The organism is Streptomyces erythrochromogenes, from assembly GCF_040684695.1.
GTDB lineage: Bacteria > Actinomycetota > Actinomycetes > Streptomycetales > Streptomycetaceae > Streptomyces > Streptomyces erythrochromogenes_C.
In genome coordinates, this window is record NZ_JBFBGM010000004.1 from 134,930 (window position 1) to 152,733 (window position 17,804).

Consider the following 17,804-nt stretch of genomic DNA (forward strand, 5'->3'; position numbering starts at 1 on the left):
AGTATGGTGGACGGGCCGCCGAGCTGCCCGCGCACGGTATGACGGGCGGCGGAGCCAACCGGGAGAACCTGCCTTGAGTCGTGAAACCGACAGTTCGTCCTCCGGGCCCAAGGGGCACGGTGGAGCCGCTTACCCCTCGGGTACGCCGCCGTACGGAACCGGCCAGTACCCGTCCACGACTGTGCCACCCGGGCCTGGCGCGGCGACCGCCCCGGAGGAGAACCCTGTGACCTCGAATCCGTCCACGCCCGAATCCGACGGGCCCAAGACCGAGACGACCCTGACGACCCGGATCCGGATCAACATCCCGGGTTCGCGGCCGATCCCGCCGGTGGTCGTGCGCAAGTCGATGGGCACCAACTCCGCCACGTCCGGCGGCGGGTCGCAGACCCCGCCGGAGCCGGAGCCGGGGCCCGGGCAGCAGGACCGGCCCCCGCTCGCGCAGCGCCCGGGACCCCGGCCGACCCGTGTCGAGGCCGCTCCGGAGCCGGACCCGGCCCCGGCGCAGGCCGAGGAGCCGGCCGCCAGCAACTGGTTCGCGCCGCGCAAGCCGCCCGCCGCCGCGCCCGCGCCCGCTCCCGCGGCGCCCGCAGCCGCGCAGATGCCGCAGGCCGCCCCGCCGCCGCCGCTCGCCAAGCGGGTGCCCGGTGCGACGCCGACCCCGCCGCCCGCGCCGGGCGCCGGCTTCGCGCCCGCACCGCACGCCCAGGCTCCGCAGGCGCCCGACGCCGCGTACGCGCCGCCGCGCACCCCGCCGCCGCCCGTCCCCGAGTACGGCACCGGCTACGCCCCGCCGCAGGCACCCGCCCCGGCGGCCCCGATGCCCGGCGGCCCCGGCGTCGGAGCGACCCAGGGCTTCCCGGCGTACGGCGCCGGCCACGGCGACGCCGGCCCGTCCACCGAGGCGTTCCCCGTCTACGACAGCCACTCCGGCGGTCCGGCCGGCCCCACCACCGGCGGCCCCGGCTTCGGCTCCGGACCCGCCGCGGGCGGCCCGTCCGCCGCGGCGGACGCCGGCTGGCCCGGCCCGGACCTGGACGGCCCGCTGCCCACCCCCGTACCGGCGCCCGCGCCGGCCGCCCCCCGCGCCACACCGCCCGCGGACAAGGCGGGCAAGAAGGCCGCCGCGAAACCGGCCGCGAAGCCCGCCAAGAAGGGCCGCTCCAAGCTGGTCCTCGTCGGCGGCGGCATCGTGGCGCTCGTCGGCGTGGCCTACGGCGCCGGGCTGCTCCTGAACCACTCCGACGTCCCCAAGGGCACCACCGTCCTCGGCGTCGACATCAGCGGCAGCCGCGACGAGGCCGTCTCGAAGCTCCAGACGGCCTTCGGCACCCGCGCAGGGGCCCCGATCCAGCTGAGCGTCGGCGGCAAGCCGGTCGAGCTGAAGCCCGACAAGGCCGGCCTGACCCTGGACGCCCAGACCACCGTCCGCAACGCGGCCGGCAGCGACTACAACCCCATCACGGTCATCGGCTCCCTCCTCGGCAACGAGCGGGTCGCCGACGCCGTGATGCCCGTGGACGAGGAGAAGCTCCAGGTCGCGCTCCAGGAACTCGCCGGCACGGCGGGCTCCGTCACCGAGGGCACCATCACCTTCGAGGGCGGCAAGGCCGTCGCCGTCCCCGGCAAGGCGGGCACCGGCCTGGACGTGGACGGCTCCGTCGGCCTCGTCACCAAGGCCTTCCGCGACCAGGTCGGCACCGGCAAGGCGGCCGTCGTGCAGCTGCCGACCGCCACCAGGGAGCCGGTCGTGGGCCAGGCCGAACTCGACCGTGCGATGAAGGAGTTCGCCGAGCCGGCGATGTCCGCCAACGCCACCGTCAAGGCCGGCAGCAAGTCCATCGCCTTCGGCAAGCTGTCGCTGCCCAAGATCCTCAGCATGCAGGCCGTGGACGGCCGCCTCACGGAGAAGTTCGACCTGGAGGCGCTCAAGGCGACTTACGGGAACACCTTCGACGGCGTCCTGATCACCCGCGGTACGGGCGCGAAGACCGCGGTCACGCCGCAGGACGTCGCCGGCGCGCTCGGCAAGGCCCTGCGCGGGAAGACCGCGGCCGAGCGGACCGTGGTCATCGACACCAACCCGAGCTGAGGCACGGCACGAGGCGCCCCCGTCCGGACCCCGGACGGGGGCACCGCCGTGTCCGAAGGGCCCGCTCCGCCGGGGCCGGCAGCGGTCAGTTCAGCAGGGCGCGCGCCGAGACGGCCTCGGCACGGATGCGGGCCGCCGCGTCGGTGTCCACGGCCGACACCACCTCGGCGTAGGAGTCCAGCTCGGCCGCGCCTTCCCGGAAGGAGCCCCGCTCCACCAGCAGCCGCGCCCGCTCGTAGCGCAGCGAGGCGGGGTGCGAGGGCAGCAGCAGCGACAGCTCCAGCGCCCACAGGGCCACGCCGGACTGCTCCGGGCGGGTCGAGGCCCAGGCCCGGATGTTGGTCAGGATCCGCAGCACGATGTCGAGCGTCCTGGCCGGCGTACGGGGTCCCGAGGCCAGCTCCGCCGGTCCGGTGCCCAGGGAGGCGCCGCCCGCGAAGGGGTCCACCACCACGCCCTCCTCGGGGTCGCCGAAGCCCACCACGAAGTGCCCGGGCAGCCCCAGCCCGTACACGGGCGCGCCCGCCCGCCGGGCGACCTCCAGCCACACCACCGACAGCAGGATCGGCAGGCCGCGCCGGCGCCGCAGCACCTCGTGCAGCAGCGAGGACGACATCCGCTCGTAGTCCGCCGGGGTGCCGTGGAAACCGAGGCGCCCGCCCAGCAGTTCCGTCACCGCCGAGGCCCAGGCGGGCCCGCCCCGCAGGCCGTACGGCAGCATCCCGGCCAGCCGGTCCAGTTCGATCTGCGCCCAGTCCATGGCGCGTTCGTCCAGCTCCGGGTCGGCCTCCGCCGCCAGCAGCAGGCACATCAGGGCCAGGTCGGGCCGCTCCGCCCGGGCCTCCGCGGCGAACTGCTCCCGGCGCTCGGGCGTGCTCACGGGGCCGCCCGGAAGTGGTGGTAGGTGTGGTGCGTCGCGAAGCCCAGCCCGTCGTACAGCGCCCGCGCCCCCGGATTGTCCGTCTCGACCTGCAGCCACGCGGCCGAGGCGCCCTCCTCCAGCGCGCGCCGCGCCAGGGCGGCCATCACGGCCGTCGCGAGCCCCTCACGCCGGTGCTGCGGATCGACCGTGACCGCCGCGAAGCCGGCCCAGCGGCCGTCCACCACGCACCGGCCGATCGCGCGCCCGCCGGGCAGCGAGGCGAACCACACCGACGGCCCCTCCACCAGGACCCGCCGGGCCACCTCCGGATCGGAGACCCGCCCGTAGCGCCCGAGCCACTCCTCGTCCGGGACGCGGGTCAGCGTCACGGACCCGCTCGCGGGCGCGTCCACGTCGCCCACCGGTGCCAGCGCACCGATCCGCACGTCCGCCGACACCTCGGACACCCAGCCCCGGCGCTCCAGCTCCGCGCAGAGCAGCTCCTGGGTCCCGGCAGCGCCCGTGGCAGCCTGCACATAGGCCGGAAGTTCCCGTTCCGCATACCAGGAGGTCACTCGCGCGAGTGCATCGTCCAGAGGTATGCCCGGGTCGCCGACGGGCAGCACGGAGTTGGCCCGCCGGGTGAACCCGGCCGCCGCCCGCAGCGTCCAGCCGCCCAGCGGCTCGCTCTCCAGCGGCCGCCAGGCCCGCGCGGAGACCCTCGTCAGCTCCTCGAAGGAGGCCGCCGGACCCCGCCGCCGGGCCGGCGCCGCGGGCACGACCTTGCCCGCCACCAGCGCGGATTCCGGGATGCGGACGGACCGGCCGTCCTTCTTTGTGATCAGCAGCACACCACGGTCCCAGGATGTGAGAACGCCGACCGTGTCCGTGAACTCGGGTGATCCGCTCAGTCCGGTCTCCACCCGTCGTACAGAGACACGTTTACCCACGTCAGCCGGGGTGATTCGGACCTCCAGCAGCCCTCCGGCAGTGATTTCCACAGCTCTGTCCGCCCCTCCTGTTCGGATCGTGCCCGGGAACGGAGATACTAGGTGCGGGCATCGACGACGCCGCGCTCCCGCGCGATATGGAAAGCCCTACCGAGGAGGAACGAGAGCGTGACCTACGTCATCGCGGAGCCTTGTGTCGACGTCAAGGACAAGGCATGCATCGAAGAGTGCCCCGTCGACTGCATCTACGAGGGCCAGCGGTCCCTGTACATCCACCCGGACGAGTGCGTCGACTGTGGTGCGTGTGAGCCGGTCTGCCCGGTCGAGGCCATCTTCTACGAGGACGACACTCCGGAAGAGTGGAAGGACTACTACAAGGCGAACGTCGAGTTCTTCGACGAGCTCGGTTCGCCCGGTGGTGCCTCCAAGCTGGGCCTGATCGAGCGCGACCACCCCTTCGTCGCGGGGCTGCCCGCCGGCATCAACGGCGAGCACTGACCTTTCACGGCAGAAGCGCCTCCCCGGTCCCGTACGGCCTTCCCGCCGCACGGGACCGCGGTGTTTTCCCGCCCCGCCACCAGCCAGTACCGAGAGAGAGCAGAGACCACCGTGGCCGCAGTATCCGACCGTCTTCCCGCCTTCCCCTGGGACAAGCTGGAGCCGTACAAGAAGACGGCGGCGGCCCACCCGGACGGCATCGTCGACCTGTCCGTCGGCACGCCCGTGGACCCGGTCCCGCAGCTGATCAGGCAGGCCCTGATCGAAGCCGCCGACTCCCCGGGCTACCCGACGGTGTGGGGCACCGAGGCCCTGCGCGACGCCATCACGGGCTGGCTGCGCGGCCGGCTCGGCGCGAGCGCCGCCGGTCACCGCAACGTCCTGCCCGTCGTGGGCTCGAAGGAGCTGGTGGCCTGGCTGCCGACCCAGCTCGGGCTCGGCGCCGGCGACAAGGTCGCCTACCCGCGCCTCGCGTACCCGACGTACGAGGTCGGCGCGCGGCTGTGCGGCGCCGAGGCGGTGGTCTACGACGACCCCACCGAACTCGACCCGGCCGGCGTGAAGCTGCTGTGGCTCAACTCCCCGTCCAACCCCACCGGGAAGGTCATCCCCAAGGAAGACCTGGTCCGGATCGTGGCCTGGGCGCGGGAGCACGGGATCCTGCTCTTCAGCGACGAGTGCTACCTGGAGCTGGGCTGGGAGGCCGAGCCCGTCTCCGTCCTCCACGACGACGTGTGCGGCGGCTCCTACGAGGGGATCGTCGCGGTCCACTCCCTCTCCAAGCGCTCCAACCTGGCGGGCTACCGGGCGGCCTTCATCGCCGGTGACGCGGACGTCCTCGGCGAGCTGCTGGAGATCCGCAAGCACGGCGGCATGATGACCCCCGCCCCGGTGCAGGCGGCCACGGTGGCGGCGCTCGGCGACGACCGGCACGTGGCGGAGCAGCGCGAGCGCTACGCGGCCCGCCGGGCGGCGCTCCGGGCGGCCCTGGAGGCGCACGGCTTCCGCGTCGAGCACAGCGAGGCGAGCCTCTACCTGTGGGTGACCCGCGACGAGCCCTGCTGGGACACCGTCGCCCACCTCGCGGACCTGGGCATCCTGGTCGCGCCGGGCGACTTCTACGGCGAGGCGGGCGCGCGCTTCGTGCGGGTGGCGTTCACCGCCACCGACGAGCGCGTGGAGGCGGCGGTCAAGCGCCTCGGCTGACCGGCCGGTGACAGCCCGAGGGGGCCGGGAGTGCGAAACTCCCGGCCCCCTCGGTGTTCCCCGGGCGTCAGCCCTGCAGGGCGCCGCCGGGCAGTCCCGCCGGCAGGACACCGCCCACGGGCAGGGCGGAGACCGGCAGGTCCTGCGCGGTGGGCAGGCCGCCGAGCAGGCCGCCCGCCTGGCCGGCCAGGTCGGAGGTGGGCGCCGGCAGGGACTTGGTGGCGGCGCCCGCGTTGCCGAGGGCGTCGGTGGCCGTTCCCGTGGCCGTCTCTGCGGTCGCCGCGGGGGCGTCCGTGGCGGTGAGTGCGCCCAGCTGCGGCACGGACTCCAGACCGGCGGCGTTGGCCGCGCCGGCCGCACCGACCACGGGCGCTGCCCCGGCTGCGACGAGCAGCGCGGCACGGGCGATCCGACGGGTCAGGGGGAGGGACATGATGCTCCTAAGCGGTAGCGGCTGAGTACGGCCTGACTAACCGTTCGAGGGGCGGGTGGAGTTGCGGCGCCGCCGGGTAAAGGATCGGTAACGCATCGTTTAATCGGCTTCCGCGACAAGAGCACCGGATGCGCGTCGACCAGGGGTTTCCGCCCGTTCCCGGGAGGCGGGGCGCGGTGGTGATCACCCCCGCAGGGGTGATCGTTCGTACGCGCTGCCGGGCGCCGTCCGCTGACCCGTGCGGGTCAGCGGGCCATGAAGATCCGCACCTCGCCGGGGGCCGCGCCGTAGGGGTCGCCGCCGCCGTTCTTCGCGCCGGCGTCGCCCCTGTCCTGCCACCGGCCCCGGTCCTGGCCCGCGACCCAGCCGCGCAGGTCGTAGGAGACCCTGGCGATCCCCATCTCGCGGGAGTTGGCGACCGCCCAGTGGGCCATCGCCCGGCTGCGGCGCGTCGCGGCCTCGCCCGCCTCCCGCTTCTCCACCATCGTGATCTCGGGCTCCTCGACCGCCCGGCCCCCGCCGGCGCTGCGGCCGGCCTGACCGCCCTGGCCGCCCTGCGGGCCGGCGGTGTGCATCGCGTCCTTGCCGAAGATCCGTGCCAGGCCCTCCCGCACCTTCTCCGGGTCGCCCGGCTGCGTGGGCGCCGGCCCGCCGCAGTCCAGGCGGCCGCCGCCGCCGAAGGCCGCCGTCAGCACGGTCGCGTCGGGCTCGTGCTTGGCGTAGGCCTGCGGGTAACCGCTGCGCTGCACCTTCTGCGCGGCCACCGTCAGCGGCAGCCGCGAGTACCCCGGCACGTCGACGAGGTGGTCGTAGAAGATCCCGGCCGAGTAGACCGGGTCCGTGATCTGCTCCGGCGTGCCCCAGCCCATCGACGGCCGCTGCTGGAAGAGGCCCAGCGAGTCCCGGTCGCCGTGGTCGAGGTTGCGCAGGGCGGACTCCTGCATGGCGGTCGCCAGGGCGATCGTGACGGCCCGGTCGGGCAGCCCCTTGGCGATGCCGACGGCGGCTATCGTCGCCGCGTTCGCCGCCTGTTCCGGAGACATCTCGTACTTTTCGGATCCGCCGTCACCACCGGACGCATCCGCACTGGCGACACAGAAGGGCGCGCCACCGCCGACCGAGGCGCGCTGCACGGCGAAGTACCCGATCACCGAAAGGAGAACGAGCAGGCCGACGACCGCACGCAGCAGCCTGCGGCGGCGAGGACGGGGTTCACGGATCTCGGACACGCGGCCCACCGTACTTGAGGTATATGGCGCGTCCACCGGACGGACGAGGGACGCTTCGCCACACCCCGGGGCGTTAGGGTCAGTTCCATGTCCGAATCCGAGCTGGACCTCACCCTGGACGCCGCCGAGCTGACCGCCCGGCTCGTCGACATCCCTTCCGTGAGCGGCGACGAGAAGGTACTCGCCGACCTCGTGGAACACGCGCTGCGCGGCCTGCCCCACCTCACCGTGGACCGCTTCGGCAACAACGTCGTCGCCCGTACCGACCTCGGCCGCGCCGAACGCGTCGTACTCGCCGGGCACCTGGACACCGTGCCGATCGCCGACAACGTCCCCTCGCGCCTCGACGAGAACGGCGTCCTGTGGGGCTGCGGCACCACCGACATGAAGTCCGGCGTCGCCGTGCAGCTGCGCATCGCCGCGACCGTCCCCGAGCCCAACCGGGACCTCACCTTCGTCTTCTACGACCAGGAGGAGGTCGCCGCCGACCTCAACGGTCTCGGCAAGGTGGCCGAGGCCCACCCCGACTGGCTCACGGGCGACTTCGCGGTCCTGCTGGAGCCCTCGAACGCCGAGGTCGAGGGCGGCTGCCAGGGCACCCTGCGGGTCCTGCTGCGCACCTCCGGCGAGCGCGCCCACTCCGCGCGCAGCTGGATGGGCTCCAACGCCATCCACGCGGCGAGCCCGATCCTGGCCCGGCTCGCGGCGTACGAGGCCCGCAGGCCCGTCATCGACGGCCTGGAGTACCACGAGGGCCTCAACGCGGTCCGGATCGAGGGCGGCGTCGCCAACAACGTCATCCCCGACGCCTGCACCGTGACGGTCAACTTCCGCTTCGCCCCGGACCGCAGCATGGACGACGCGATCGCCCACGTCCGGGAGGTCTTCGCGGACTGCGGGGTCGAGGAGTTCGTGATCGACGACTTCTCCGGCGGCGCCCTCCCCGGCCTCTCCCACCCGGCCGCGGCGGCGTTCATGGAGGCGGTCGGCGGCCGGGCCATGCCGAAGTTCGGCTGGACGGACGTCTCCCGCTTCAGCGCGCTGGGCGTCCCGGCGGTGAACTACGGCCCGGGCGACGCCCTGCTGGCCCACAAGGTGGACGAGCGGGTGGAGACGAAGGCCATCCTGCACTGCGAGGAACGACTCCGCGCCTGGCTGACCTCCTGAATTCCGCTTCTCGTCACCTTTGTGCGCCTACCCTGATCCAACGATCAGCAGGAGGGAGCACATCATGGGCAACCCCGAAGGCAGCGCTCGTCGTCGGCCCGAGGAGCAGCAGCTCGGGCCGGTGCTGAGGCGGCGCAGCCAGGTGCAGGCGGGCAGTACGACGGACCAGCGGCTGCTGGACTCGGCCGGGCCCTCCGAGTGGGTGCACACCGATCCCTGGCGGGTCCTGCGCATCCAGTCGGAGTTCATCGAGGGCTTCGGCACGCTGGCCGAGCTGCCGCCCGCGATCAGCGTGTTCGGCTCGGCCCGCACCCCGGCGGGCTCGGCGGAGTACGAGGCGGGCGTGCGGATCGGCGGCGCGCTCGTGGACGCCGGGTTCGCGGTGATCACCGGTGGCGGTCCGGGAGCGATGGAGGCGGCCAACAAGGGCGCCCGCGAGGCGAACGGGATCTCGGTCGGCCTCGGCATCGAGCTCCCCTTCGAGCAGGGGCTCAACCAGCACGTCGATCTCGGCCTGAACTTCCGGTACTTCTTCGTCCGCAAGACGATGTTCGTGAAGTACAGCCAGGGCTTCGTCGTGCTGCCCGGCGGCCTCGGCACGCTGGACGAGCTGTTCGAGGCGCTGACCCTGGTCCAGACCCAGAAGATCACCCGCTTCCCCATCGTGCTGTTCGGCACGGAGTACTGGAGCGGGCTCGTCGACTGGCTGCGCGGCACGGTCATCGCCCAGGGCAAGGCCTCGGAGAAGGACCTGTACCTCTTCCACGTCACCGACGACGTGGACGAGGCGATCGCCCTGGTGACGAAGGAAGTCGGCAAGTAGCACCCGCCGCGGGCCGGCGCGGCCGGCCCGCGGCCGTCGGGGCTCGGGCCAGGCCGCGGCGGGTGACCGCCGGGCGTCAGGCCAGGCCGCGGCGGGCGACCGCCGGGGGGCGGTGGCCCTGGATGGACCGGACCATGCCTCCTTTTCGACGCCGCTCTCGCGCGTTGCGGCGCCGGGGCGCCTCACCGGCTTCGGGCGGCTGCGCCGGCCTCCGGCCGTCGGGGCTCAGGCCAGGCCGCGGCGGGCGACCGCCGGGGGGCGGTGGCCCTGGATGGACCGGACCATGTCCAGGATCTGCCGGGTCTCCGCGACCTCGTGGACGCGGTAGACCTGGGCGCCCAGCCAGGCCGAGACGGCCGTGGTGGCCAGGGTGCCCAGCAGCCGCTCCTTGACCGGCTTGTCGAGGGTCTCGCCGACGAAGTCCTTGTTCGACAGGGAGACCAGCACCGGCCAGCCGGTCGCCGTCATCTCCTCCAGCCGCCGGGTCGCCTCCAGCGAGTGGCGGGTGTTCTTCCCGAAGTCGTGGCCCGGGTCGATCATGATCGCGTCCCGGCGGACGCCCAGGGCCGCGGCGCGCTCGGCGAGGCCGACCGTGACCCGCAGGATGTCCTGCATCACGTCCTCGTACGCGGTCCGGTGCGGCCGGGTGCGCGGTTCGACCTCGCCGGCGTGCGTGCAGACCAGGCCGACGTCGTAGCGCGCCGCGACCTCGGCCAGCTTCGGGTCCACCCCGCCCCACGCGTCGTTCAGCAGGTCCGCCCCGGCCTCGCAGACGGCTTCGCCGACCTCGTGCCGCCAGGTGTCCACGCTGATCACCACGTCCGGGTGGCGGCGCCGCACCTCGGCCACGAAGCCGACCGTGCGCCGCGCCTCCTCGGCCGCGTCCACGTGCTCGCCCGGGCCCGCCTTGACCCCGCCGATGTCGATGATCGCGGCGCCCTCGGCGACGGCCTGCTCGACCCGGTCCAGCGCGGGCTCGTCGCGGAACGTCGCGCCCTGGTCGTAGAAGGAGTCCGGAGTCCGGTTCACGATGGCCATGATCACCGGCTCGTGGGTGTCGAACTCGCGCCTGCCCAGTCGCAGCATCCTGGTCTTTCCTCCTTCGGCGGCCCTCGCGCCTCGCCAGCGACCTTAACCTGGTGGCCGGAGTCTCTCAGGGGAGTTGATCGTGTTCTTCTTCTTGATGATCGCGCTGGTCGTGGTCGTGGCAGCGGTCACCCTCGCCGTGATCGGCGGTGGCTCGGAGGCCGTCCTGCCGGAGGCGGAGCCGGACCGGGTGGCGGACGGCCTGCCCGAGACCCGGCCCGTGGTGCGGGAGGACATCGACGCGCTGCGCCTGCCCGTGGCGCCGCGCGGCTACCGGATGGCCGAGGTGGACGACGTACTGGAGCGGCTCGCCGCGGAGCTCGCCGATCGGGACGCGAGGATCGCCCTGCTGACGGGAACGGCGTCGCCCGCGGCCCCGCAGGACTCCTCCGGCCCGGTCGACCTCAGCAAGCACGGTGAGCGGTGAGCGGGCCCGTGGCGGGCCCGGACGGCCTGCTGCGCTGCCCCTGGGGGCTGTCCACGCCCGACTACATCGCCTACCACGACTCCGAGTGGGGCCGTCCGGTCCACGGCGACGACGCCCTCTACGAGCGGCTCTGCCTGGAGGCCTTCCAGTCGGGGCTGTCCTGGCTGACGATCCTGCGCCGCCGCGCGGGCTTCCGTAAGGCCTTCTCCGACTTCTCCATCGCGGCCGTCGCCGGATTCGGCGACGCGGACGCGGAGCGGCTGCTGGCCGACGAGGGGATCATCCGCAACCGGGCCAAGATCGAGGCGACCCTGGCCAACGCGAAGGTCCTCGCCGGCTGGGAGCCGGGCGAGCTGGACGCCCTGATCTGGTCCCACGCCCCCGAGGAGCCCGGCCCGGCCCCGCGCACGGTCACCGAGGTCCCGGCGGTCACTACGGAGTCCACCGCCCTGGCCAAGGCCCTCAAGAAGGCCGGCATCCGCTTCGTCGGCCCGACCACCGCCTACGCCCTGATGCAGGCGTGCGGGCTGGTCAACGACCATCTGGCCGCCTGCGCCCTGCGCGACCCGGCATAGCCGGGCCGCGACGCCCGCGACGGGGATCAGCGGCCGAGGTACTTCGGCGGCTGCTTCGCCAGGAAGGCCTGGACGGCGATGGAGTGGTCCTCGGAGGCCCCGGCGCGGGTCTGCAGCACGTCCTCGTGGACCAGGGACTCCGCGAGCGTGTGGGAGGCCCCGTGGGCGAGGGACTCCTTCAGTGCGGCGTAGGCGACCGTCGGGCCCGCGGCCAGCGTGCGGGCCACGGCCTCGGCCTCGGCGTGCAGGGAGTCCGAGGGCACCAGGCGGTTGACGATGCCGAGCTCGTACGCCTCCTGCGCCTTGACCGAACGCGGGAAGAGCAGCAGGTCCGAGGCGCGGGAGGCGCCGATCAGGCGCGGCAGCGTCCAGGAGACCCCGGAGTCGGCGGTGAGGGCCACACCGGCGAACGAGGTGTTGAAGGAGGCGGTGTCGGCGACGACCCGGAAGTCGGCCGCCAGCGCGAAGCCGAAGCCGGCCCCGGCCGCCACGCCGTTGACCCCGGCCACCACGGGCTTCGGCATCTCCGTGAGCGCCCGCACGATCGGGTTGTAGTGCTCCTTGACCGTGTTCATGGTCAGCGAGGAGCCGCTCTCGCGGTCCGCCGCGAGGTTGCCGATGTGCTCCTTGAGGTCCTGGCCCACGCAGAAGGCCCGGTTCCCGGCGGCGGTCAGCAGGACCGCCCGGACCGCGGTGTCCCCGGCCGCCGCCTGCACCGCGTCGCGCAGGGCGACCTTGGCCTCGGTGTTCATCGCGTTCATCGCGTCGGGACGGTTGATCGTGATGGTCGCGAGTCCGTCGGTCACTTCGTAGAGCACACTGTCGGCCATGGCAGGGGGTCCCCCTTCGTCGCGGGCTTGGCTACCGGCCGGTACCGGCCGGTGCAAGGGTCAGCATGGCGGACCGGACCGGGAGCGCACATGTGATGTGCGTCAAAGAAAGCCGGAGCAGTTCCCCAGGTGCGGCGGCGAAGTATCGCAGGCGGATCCCCGAAATGAGTGGTTTTGGTCGAGCGCGTTGCCCAAGCGTTCCCGGGTGATGTTGGTCATCGGGTCCTGACATGCGGGATAATGGCTGGGAAGCAATGTGTTCGATGCCGGGTATTAGGCGCCTGAACGGGGCCGTCGGCTGACGATGAGCTGGTTTCAGGAAGGGGAACGAGCATGGCGGCCATGAAGCCGCGGACGGGCGACGGCCCGCTCGAGGTCACCAAGGAGGGGCGGGGCATCGTCATGCGCGTACCGCTCGAGGGCGGCGGTCGGCTTGTCGTCGAGCTGACCCCCGATGAGGCGGACGCCCTGGGTGACGCCCTGAAGAAGGTCGTCGGCTGACCCGCTGACAGCACTTCCACCTTCTGCTTTCGCATTCTCTGCGCTGCCCCGACCGCGATCCGCGGCCGGGGCAGCGTTGTGTCGTGTCCCGGGACCCCCGTCCCCAGCATCCCGGCGGAGCCGCACGTGACCTTCTCCCCGCCCGCGCCGCCGGCCTTCGCCGACTGCACCCCCCGCCAGAAGGCGGCCCGCGTCCTGTCCGACGGACTGGCACCGGCGAACCTGGTGGTCGCCCTGCTCCTGCTGGTCGGGTGGCACAGCACCGGCTCGTGGACGGGGCTCGGCTGGGGGCTGCTCGCCGCCCTGTTCTGCGGCGTCGTCCCGATCGGCATCATCGCCCTCGGGGTCAGGCGGGGGGCGCTGACCGACCAGCACATCCGGGTGCGGCGCCAGCGGGTGGTGCCGATGGCGCTGAGCCTGGTCTCCGTCGTGGCCGGGGTCGTCCTGCTGCGCCTGCTCGGCGCCCCGGCGGACGTCTTCGCGCTCGTCGTCGCGATGCTCGTCGGCCTGGTCTCGTCCCTGCTGGTGACCGTGGCCTGGCAGATATCCATCCACATGTCGGTGGCGGGCGGCACCGTGATGATCCTGCTGCTCGTCTTCGGCCCGGCGGTCCTCCCGGCGGCCGCGGTCGCCGCCGCGGTCGGATGGTCCCGTCTGACGCTGCGGGCGCACACCCCGGCCCAGCTGCTCGCCGGCACCGCCCTGGGCGGCACGGCGGCGCTCACCTTCGCGCTGCTGAGCTGACCCGGCCCCGGCAGGATCCGAAAGAGCCGGCCCAGGGGGTGTCCGGCGGATCAGGCTCGGACGGCTCCTAGCGGCGCACGGCGCACAGCAGGCCGTCGCCGACCGGGAGCAGCGCGGCCTCCAGGGCGGGGCTCTCCCGGACGCTGCGCAGCAGCTCGCGGACGCGGAGCACCTCCACCGGCTGGGCGGCGGAGTCGACCGTACGGCCGTCGGAGAAGACCCCCTCGAAGCACACCAGCCCGCCGGGGCGCAGCAGCCGCAACGATTCAGCGAGGTAGTCGAGGGACTCGGTCGGGTCCCCGTCGCAGAAGACGAGGTCGTACCCGCCGTCGGCGAGGCGGGGCAGGACGTCGAGGGCGCGGCCGGGGATGAAGCGGGCGCGGTTGCCCGCGAACCCGGCGGCGCGGAAGGCCTGGCGGGCGAAGGCCTGCCGGTCGGCTTCGGGATCCACCGTGGTCAGCACCCCGTCGGGGCGCATCCCGTGCAGGAGGTGGATGCCGGAGACGCCGGTTCCGGTGCCGATCTCGGCGACCGCCTTGGCGTCCGCGGTGGCGGCCAGCAGGCGCAGCGCGGCGCCGGTCCCGGGGGAGACGGAGCGCAGGCCCGCTTCCCTGGACCGGTCGCGGGCCCATCGCAGAGCGTCGTCCTCGGCGACAAACGCGTCGGCGAACGCCCAGCTCGTCTGCCGGTTGCCGGTAATGACCCTCTCCTGTCCCCATAGTTGGCGCAACGGTGACTGTATCCGTTGACGTCGGGAACCCGCAGATGGGACCGGGCGTTGTGTGGGGTGGAGGCGGGACGAGAAGGACGGCGCCGGGCAGATCGGCGGCGGGGACCGCCCCGGGGCCTAAGGCTTGCGTAAAGATACTGCAAAAACCCTTATCCGGAGCTGACAGAGGGGGTGGCTATGGTAGGGACTCCACTGGACACCACCAGAGCCGACAGGGGAGGTGCGGCTGCGCCTGTGGATCGTGGAGGCGTGTTCAGACGCCTCTTCTGGTCGGCGGGTGAGCCGAAATCCGTGACCTACATTGCTGACCGCTTCCACACCGCAGACACCGCAACCACCGCGACCTTTGCCGCAGATGCGGGATCGCAGGCGTGGACCCCTCCCTCGTGGGAGGAGATCGTCAGCACGCACAGCGCGCGGGTCTACCGCCTTGCCTACCGTCTGACGGGCAACCAGCACGACGCCGAGGACCTCACCCAGGAGGTCTTCGTCCGCGTCTTCCGCTCGCTGTCCACCTACACGCCCGGCACGTTCGAGGGCTGGCTGCACCGCATCACGACGAACCTGTTCCTGGACATGGTCCGCCGCAAGCAGCGGATCCGCTTCGACGCGCTCGCCGACGACGCCGCCGAGCGGCTGCCGAGCCGTGAGCCGTCCCCCCAGCAGGTCCTCCACGACACGCACTTCGACGCGGACGTCCAGCAGGCGCTGGACACCCTCGCGCCCGAGTTCCGCGCGGCCGTGGTGCTGTGCGACATCGAGGGCCTGTCCTACGAGGAGATCGCCGCGACGCTCGGCGTGAAGCTCGGCACCGTCCGCAGCCGTATCCACCGGGGCCGTTCGCACCTGCGCAAGGCGCTCAAGCACCGGTCCCCCTCGGCCCGGGCCGAGCAGCGGGCGCTGGCCGGCGTGGGGTCGGGCGCGCCGGACGCCGGGAGAGAGGGCGGAGCCGAGTGAGCGGAGCCAGTCCTTCCCCTGCCGAACAGCATCTGGGCGACCGGCTTGCCGCCCTGGTGGACGGCGAGCTCAAGCACGACGCCCGCGAGCGGGTCCTGGCCCACCTGGCGACCTGCGCCAAGTGCAAGGCCGAGGCCGACGCCCAGCGCCGCCTGAAGACCATGTTCGTGGAGAGCGCGCCGCCGCCGCTGTCCGCGGGCCTGCTGGCACGCCTCCAGGGGCTCCCGGGGGGCGGTCTCGACGGCCCGGCCGGACCCCTGGGCCCGCCGGGACCGGGACCCGCAGAACCGGACCCCTTCGAGGCGTTCGCGTACGGCCTGCCCGTGGCCGCCGCCGCGCGGCCGCAGCAGGAGGGCTTCCGCATCCACGAGGTGGGCCGCCCGCGCCGCCGGTTCGCCTTCGTCGCCGCCGGGGCGGTGTCGCTGGCCGCCCTCGCGCTGGGCGGCACGCTGCCCCTGGAGGGCACGGAACCGAACGGCCGGGGAGATTCCCCGGCGCCCGCCTCCAGGCCCGGCCCCGCCCTTCCCGTGACCGACGCGGCGGTCCGCGACCGGATGCCCACTCCCGCGGCCGTACCGAGCCTGCTGACGGCCGTGGCGAGCCCGCTGCCGCCACCGCAGCCCTCCCCGCCGGGCTCGGCGCGTCCGGTCTCCCTGCTGCGCTGACCGGGGACCTGGTTGAATCGGCCGGACATGCGCACAGGTACGCGGGGAGCGCCGATGGCCGACAGGCAGCAGACCGACCCGGCTCCACAGTGGTGGAGCCGGCCCGAGGGCACGGCCGACAGCCGCCGTGACGGGGTTCCCGCCCCGCGTCCCGAGAACCGCGGCGGCGGTGGGCAGGGAGCGGAGGGTGAAGGGGCCGCCGGGCCGGCGGCCCCCCTCCAGGAGGCGTCCGTCCAAGAGGAGCCCGTCCAGGAGGCGCACGCCGGCGGGGCACCGGCCCACGAGCCGTCGGCCCACGCGGTCCGGTACGACCCCTGGGGCGTACAGCCCCTCCAGGCCGTGGACCGGGGCCGTGACCGGCGGGGCTTCCGGCTGTGGCAGGTGGCGGCGCTCGCCGCGGCCACGGCGCTGCTCGCCGGCGGCATCGGCGGCTGGCTGGGCGTGCTCGCCGAGCGGCAGAGCAGCACCCGGCTGGAACTGCCCCAGGCGGCCGTCGCGGACAAGGGGCGGGCGCCCGACAGCGTGGCCGGGATCGCGGCCACCGCACTGCCCGGCGTGGTCACCCTGCACGTGCGGGGCGCGAAGAGCAGCGGTACGGGCACCGGCTTCGTGCTGGACCCGCAGGGCCACATCCTGACCAACAACCACGTGGTCGCCGACGCCAAGGAGATAGCGGTCACCTTCAGCACCGGCGAGAGCGTCACCGCCGAGCTGGTCGGCCGCGACTCCGGCTACGACCTGGCCGTGGTCAAGGTCAGCGGGGTGCGCGGGCTGCGCCCGCTCAGCCTGGGCAACTCCGAGAACGTCAAGGTCGGCGACCCGGTGGTGGCCATCGGCGCGCCCTTCGACCTCTCCAACACGGTCACCGCGGGCATCATCAGCGCCACCGGCAGGCCCGTCACCGCGGGCGGCGACAAGGGCGACGGCAGCGACATCAGCTACGTCGACGCGCTGCAGACCGACGCCCCCATCAACCCCGGGAACTCCGGCGGCCCCCTCCTGGACGCCAAGGCGCACGTGGTCGGCATCAACAGCGCCATCCGCGGCGCCGACAAGGACGACCCCGACCGGCAGGGCGGCTCCATCGGCCTGGGCTTCGCCATCCCCATCAACCAGGGCAAGCGCGTCGCCGAGGAGCTGATCGCCACGGGCCGCGCCACGCACCCCGTCATCGGGGTCACCCTCGACATGGATTACACGGGCGACGGGGCCCGGGTGGGGGACAAGGGCGAGGACGGCAAGCCGTCGGTCACCGCCGGCGGACCGGGCGCGCGCGCCGGGATCAAGCCCGGCGACGTGATCACCAAGGTGGACGGGCAGCGGGTCCGCGGCGGCGACGAGCTGATCATCAAGATCCGGGCCCACCGCCCGGGCGATCCGCTCACCCTCACCGTGCTGCGGGACGGCCGGGAGCGCACGCTGGACGTCGTCCTCGGGTCGGCGAACGGATCATGATCTTGGGATGGCCGGGGTGTGAAACCCTCACAGGTCCGGGACGCGTGTAGGGGCCCGCGGGCAAGGCCGGGTACCGTGTGTTCGGGCCCGAAGTGACAGAGAGCCGAGGAGCGGCAAGGTGTTCAACGACATAGGCGCACTCGAACTCGTCACGATCGTGATCCTGGCCATCCTCGTTTTCGGCCCGGACAAGCTCCCGAAGGTCATTCAGGACGTGACGGGCTTCATCCGCAAGGTCCGCGCGTTCTCCGACAGCGCCAAGAACGACATCCGCTCCGAACTCGGACCGGACTTCAAGGACTTCGAGTTCGAGGACCTGAACCCGAAGACCTTCATCCGCAAGCAGCTCTCGGAGAACGAGGACCTCAAGGAGATCCGCACCAGCTTCGATCTCCGCAAGGAGCTGAACGACGTCTCGGACGCCGTCAACAACCCCGAGCCCGACCCGGCCCCTGCCTCGCCGTCCACCGCCGGTCCGGACCTGCTGAAGAAGCCCGCGGCCCCGGCCGCCGAACAGCGCGTGCGCTTCGACGCCGACGCCACCTGACGCAGCCTGCCCGGCGATCCGGGGTCC

General features: G+C 73.3%; 20 protein-coding genes. 13 read left to right on the top strand and 7 right to left on the bottom strand.

From position 1 onward, the window contains the following. Positions 1–73: 73 nt before the first annotated feature. Positions 74–2,092, top strand: coding sequence for a peptidoglycan binding domain-containing protein (locus AB0O53_RS09545; RefSeq protein ID WP_435886638.1), 2,019 nt, complete (start codon positions 74–76; stop codon positions 2,090–2,092). 85 nt (positions 2,093–2,177) lie between these two features. On the opposite strand, the gene AB0O53_RS09550 is transcribed toward AB0O53_RS09545, so the two are convergent. Then, positions 2,178–2,903: a transglutaminase family protein gene (locus AB0O53_RS09550; protein WP_350988443.1), complete on the bottom strand. Its 726-nt coding sequence runs from the start codon at positions 2,901–2,903 to the stop codon at positions 2,178–2,180. Positions 2,904–2,968: 65 nt separating this feature from the next. Next, entirely contained in the window at positions 2,969–3,955 is a 987-nt protein-coding gene (locus AB0O53_RS09555) for a GNAT family N-acetyltransferase (RefSeq protein ID WP_365194341.1), read from the bottom strand. Between the two features lie 117 nt (positions 3,956–4,072). On the opposite strand from AB0O53_RS09555, the gene fdxA reads away from it, so the two are divergent. Then, a complete protein-coding gene (gene fdxA, locus AB0O53_RS09560) occupies positions 4,073–4,402 on the top strand; it encodes a ferredoxin (protein WP_030027294.1) in 330 nt (109 codons plus the stop codon). Positions 4,403–4,513: 111 nt separating this feature from the next. Beyond that, entirely contained in the window at positions 4,514–5,608 is a 1,095-nt protein-coding gene (dapC, locus tag AB0O53_RS09565) for a succinyldiaminopimelate transaminase (protein WP_350988042.1), read from the top strand. Between the two features lie 67 nt (positions 5,609–5,675). Here dapC and AB0O53_RS09570 read toward each other — a convergent pair whose 3' ends face one another. Further along, entirely contained in the window at positions 5,676–6,041 is a 366-nt protein-coding gene (locus tag AB0O53_RS09570) for an ATP-binding protein (RefSeq protein WP_365194344.1), read from the bottom strand. A gap of 245 nt (positions 6,042–6,286) precedes the next feature. Continuing rightward, entirely contained in the window at positions 6,287–7,270 is a 984-nt protein-coding gene (locus tag AB0O53_RS09575) for a hypothetical protein (protein WP_350988041.1), read from the bottom strand. A gap of 87 nt (positions 7,271–7,357) precedes the next feature. On the opposite strand from AB0O53_RS09575, the gene dapE reads away from it, so the two are divergent. Further along, on the top strand, positions 7,358–8,437 hold the full coding sequence (dapE, locus tag AB0O53_RS09580; RefSeq protein WP_350988040.1) for a succinyl-diaminopimelate desuccinylase: 1,080 nt from the start codon (positions 7,358–7,360) through the stop codon (positions 8,435–8,437). Between the two features lie 64 nt (positions 8,438–8,501). Next, complete coding sequence (locus AB0O53_RS09585; protein ID WP_350988039.1) at positions 8,502–9,260, top strand: LOG family protein; 759 nt, start codon at positions 8,502–8,504, stop codon at positions 9,258–9,260. A 225-nt stretch (positions 9,261–9,485) separates the two neighbouring features. Here AB0O53_RS09585 and folP read toward each other — a convergent pair whose 3' ends face one another. Further along, on the bottom strand, positions 9,486–10,346 hold the full coding sequence (gene folP, locus AB0O53_RS09590) for a dihydropteroate synthase (RefSeq protein WP_350988038.1): 861 nt from the start codon (positions 10,344–10,346) through the stop codon (positions 9,486–9,488). A gap of 76 nt (positions 10,347–10,422) precedes the next feature. Here folP and AB0O53_RS09595 point away from each other — a divergent pair, with 76 nt between their 5' ends. Then, on the top strand, positions 10,423–10,773 hold the full coding sequence (locus AB0O53_RS09595) for a DivIVA domain-containing protein (RefSeq protein WP_350988037.1): 351 nt from the start codon (positions 10,423–10,425) through the stop codon (positions 10,771–10,773). Further along, entirely contained in the window at positions 10,770–11,348 is a 579-nt protein-coding gene (locus AB0O53_RS09600; RefSeq protein WP_365194350.1) for a DNA-3-methyladenine glycosylase I, read from the top strand. Before AB0O53_RS09595 ends, AB0O53_RS09600 begins: the two co-directional genes overlap by 4 nt. Positions 11,349–11,374: 26 nt before the next feature. On the opposite strand, the gene chcB is transcribed toward AB0O53_RS09600, so the two are convergent. Further along, positions 11,375–12,178, bottom strand: a complete 804-nt coding sequence (gene chcB, locus AB0O53_RS09605; RefSeq protein WP_350988035.1) for a 2-cyclohexenylcarbonyl CoA isomerase — start codon at positions 12,176–12,178, stop codon at positions 11,375–11,377. A gap of 333 nt (positions 12,179–12,511) precedes the next feature. On the opposite strand from chcB, the gene AB0O53_RS09610 reads away from it, so the two are divergent. Both AB0O53_RS09610 and AB0O53_RS09615 read left to right on the top strand, forming a co-directional pair. Beyond that, on the top strand, positions 12,512–12,679 hold the full coding sequence (locus AB0O53_RS09610) for a DUF3117 domain-containing protein (RefSeq protein WP_003966491.1): 168 nt from the start codon (positions 12,512–12,514) through the stop codon (positions 12,677–12,679). Between the two features lie 126 nt (positions 12,680–12,805). After that, complete coding sequence (locus AB0O53_RS09615; RefSeq protein ID WP_350988034.1) at positions 12,806–13,423, top strand: hypothetical protein; 618 nt, start codon at positions 12,806–12,808, stop codon at positions 13,421–13,423. Between the two features lie 67 nt (positions 13,424–13,490). Here the strand turns inward: AB0O53_RS09615 and AB0O53_RS09620 are convergent, their stop codons facing one another. Beyond that, positions 13,491–14,153, bottom strand: a complete 663-nt coding sequence (locus tag AB0O53_RS09620; RefSeq protein WP_030032218.1) for an O-methyltransferase — start codon at positions 14,151–14,153, stop codon at positions 13,491–13,493. 177 nt (positions 14,154–14,330) lie between these two features. Between AB0O53_RS09620 and sigE the strand changes: the two genes are divergently transcribed. From sigE to AB0O53_RS09640, 4 genes are all read left to right on the top strand, one after another. Beyond that, a complete protein-coding gene (gene sigE / locus AB0O53_RS09625) occupies positions 14,331–15,110 on the top strand; it encodes an RNA polymerase sigma factor SigE (RefSeq protein WP_350988033.1) in 780 nt (259 codons plus the stop codon). Next, positions 15,107–15,775, top strand: a complete 669-nt coding sequence (locus tag AB0O53_RS09630; protein ID WP_350988032.1) for a zf-HC2 domain-containing protein — start codon at positions 15,107–15,109, stop codon at positions 15,773–15,775. Before sigE ends, AB0O53_RS09630 begins: the two co-directional genes overlap by 4 nt. A 54-nt stretch (positions 15,776–15,829) precedes the next feature. Continuing rightward, positions 15,830–17,230: a S1C family serine protease gene (locus AB0O53_RS09635; protein WP_403138718.1), complete on the top strand. Its 1,401-nt coding sequence runs from the start codon at positions 15,830–15,832 to the stop codon at positions 17,228–17,230. Positions 17,231–17,348: 118 nt separating this feature from the next. Then, positions 17,349–17,777, top strand: a complete 429-nt coding sequence (locus AB0O53_RS09640; protein WP_350988030.1) for a sec-independent translocase — start codon at positions 17,349–17,351, stop codon at positions 17,775–17,777. Positions 17,778–17,804: the final 27 nt, after the last annotated feature.

Bases quoted from the DNA above. Each gene is read 5' to 3' on its own strand.
- AB0O53_RS09550 (WP_350988443.1), bottom strand. From the start codon at position 2,903: ATGTGCCTGCTGCTGGCGGCGGAGGCCGACCCGGAGCTGGACGAACGC.
- AB0O53_RS09570 (WP_365194344.1), bottom strand. From the start codon at position 6,041: ATGTCCCTCCCCCTGACCCGTCGGATCGCCCGTGCCGCGCTGCTCGTC.
- dapE (WP_350988040.1), top strand. From the start codon at position 7,358: ATGTCCGAATCCGAGCTGGACCTCACCCTGGACGCCGCCGAGCTGACC.
- AB0O53_RS09585 (WP_350988039.1), top strand. From the start codon at position 8,502: ATGGGCAACCCCGAAGGCAGCGCTCGTCGTCGGCCCGAGGAGCAGCAG.
- folP (WP_350988038.1), bottom strand. From the start codon at position 10,346: ATGCTGCGACTGGGCAGGCGCGAGTTCGACACCCACGAGCCGGTGATC.
- chcB (WP_350988035.1), bottom strand. From the start codon at position 12,178: ATGGCCGACAGTGTGCTCTACGAAGTGACCGACGGACTCGCGACCATC.
- AB0O53_RS09610 (WP_003966491.1), top strand. From the start codon at position 12,512: ATGGCGGCCATGAAGCCGCGGACGGGCGACGGCCCGCTCGAGGTCACC.
- sigE (WP_350988033.1), top strand. From the start codon at position 14,331: ATGGTAGGGACTCCACTGGACACCACCAGAGCCGACAGGGGAGGTGCG.
- AB0O53_RS09635 (WP_403138718.1), top strand. From the start codon at position 15,830: ATGGCCGACAGGCAGCAGACCGACCCGGCTCCACAGTGGTGGAGCCGG.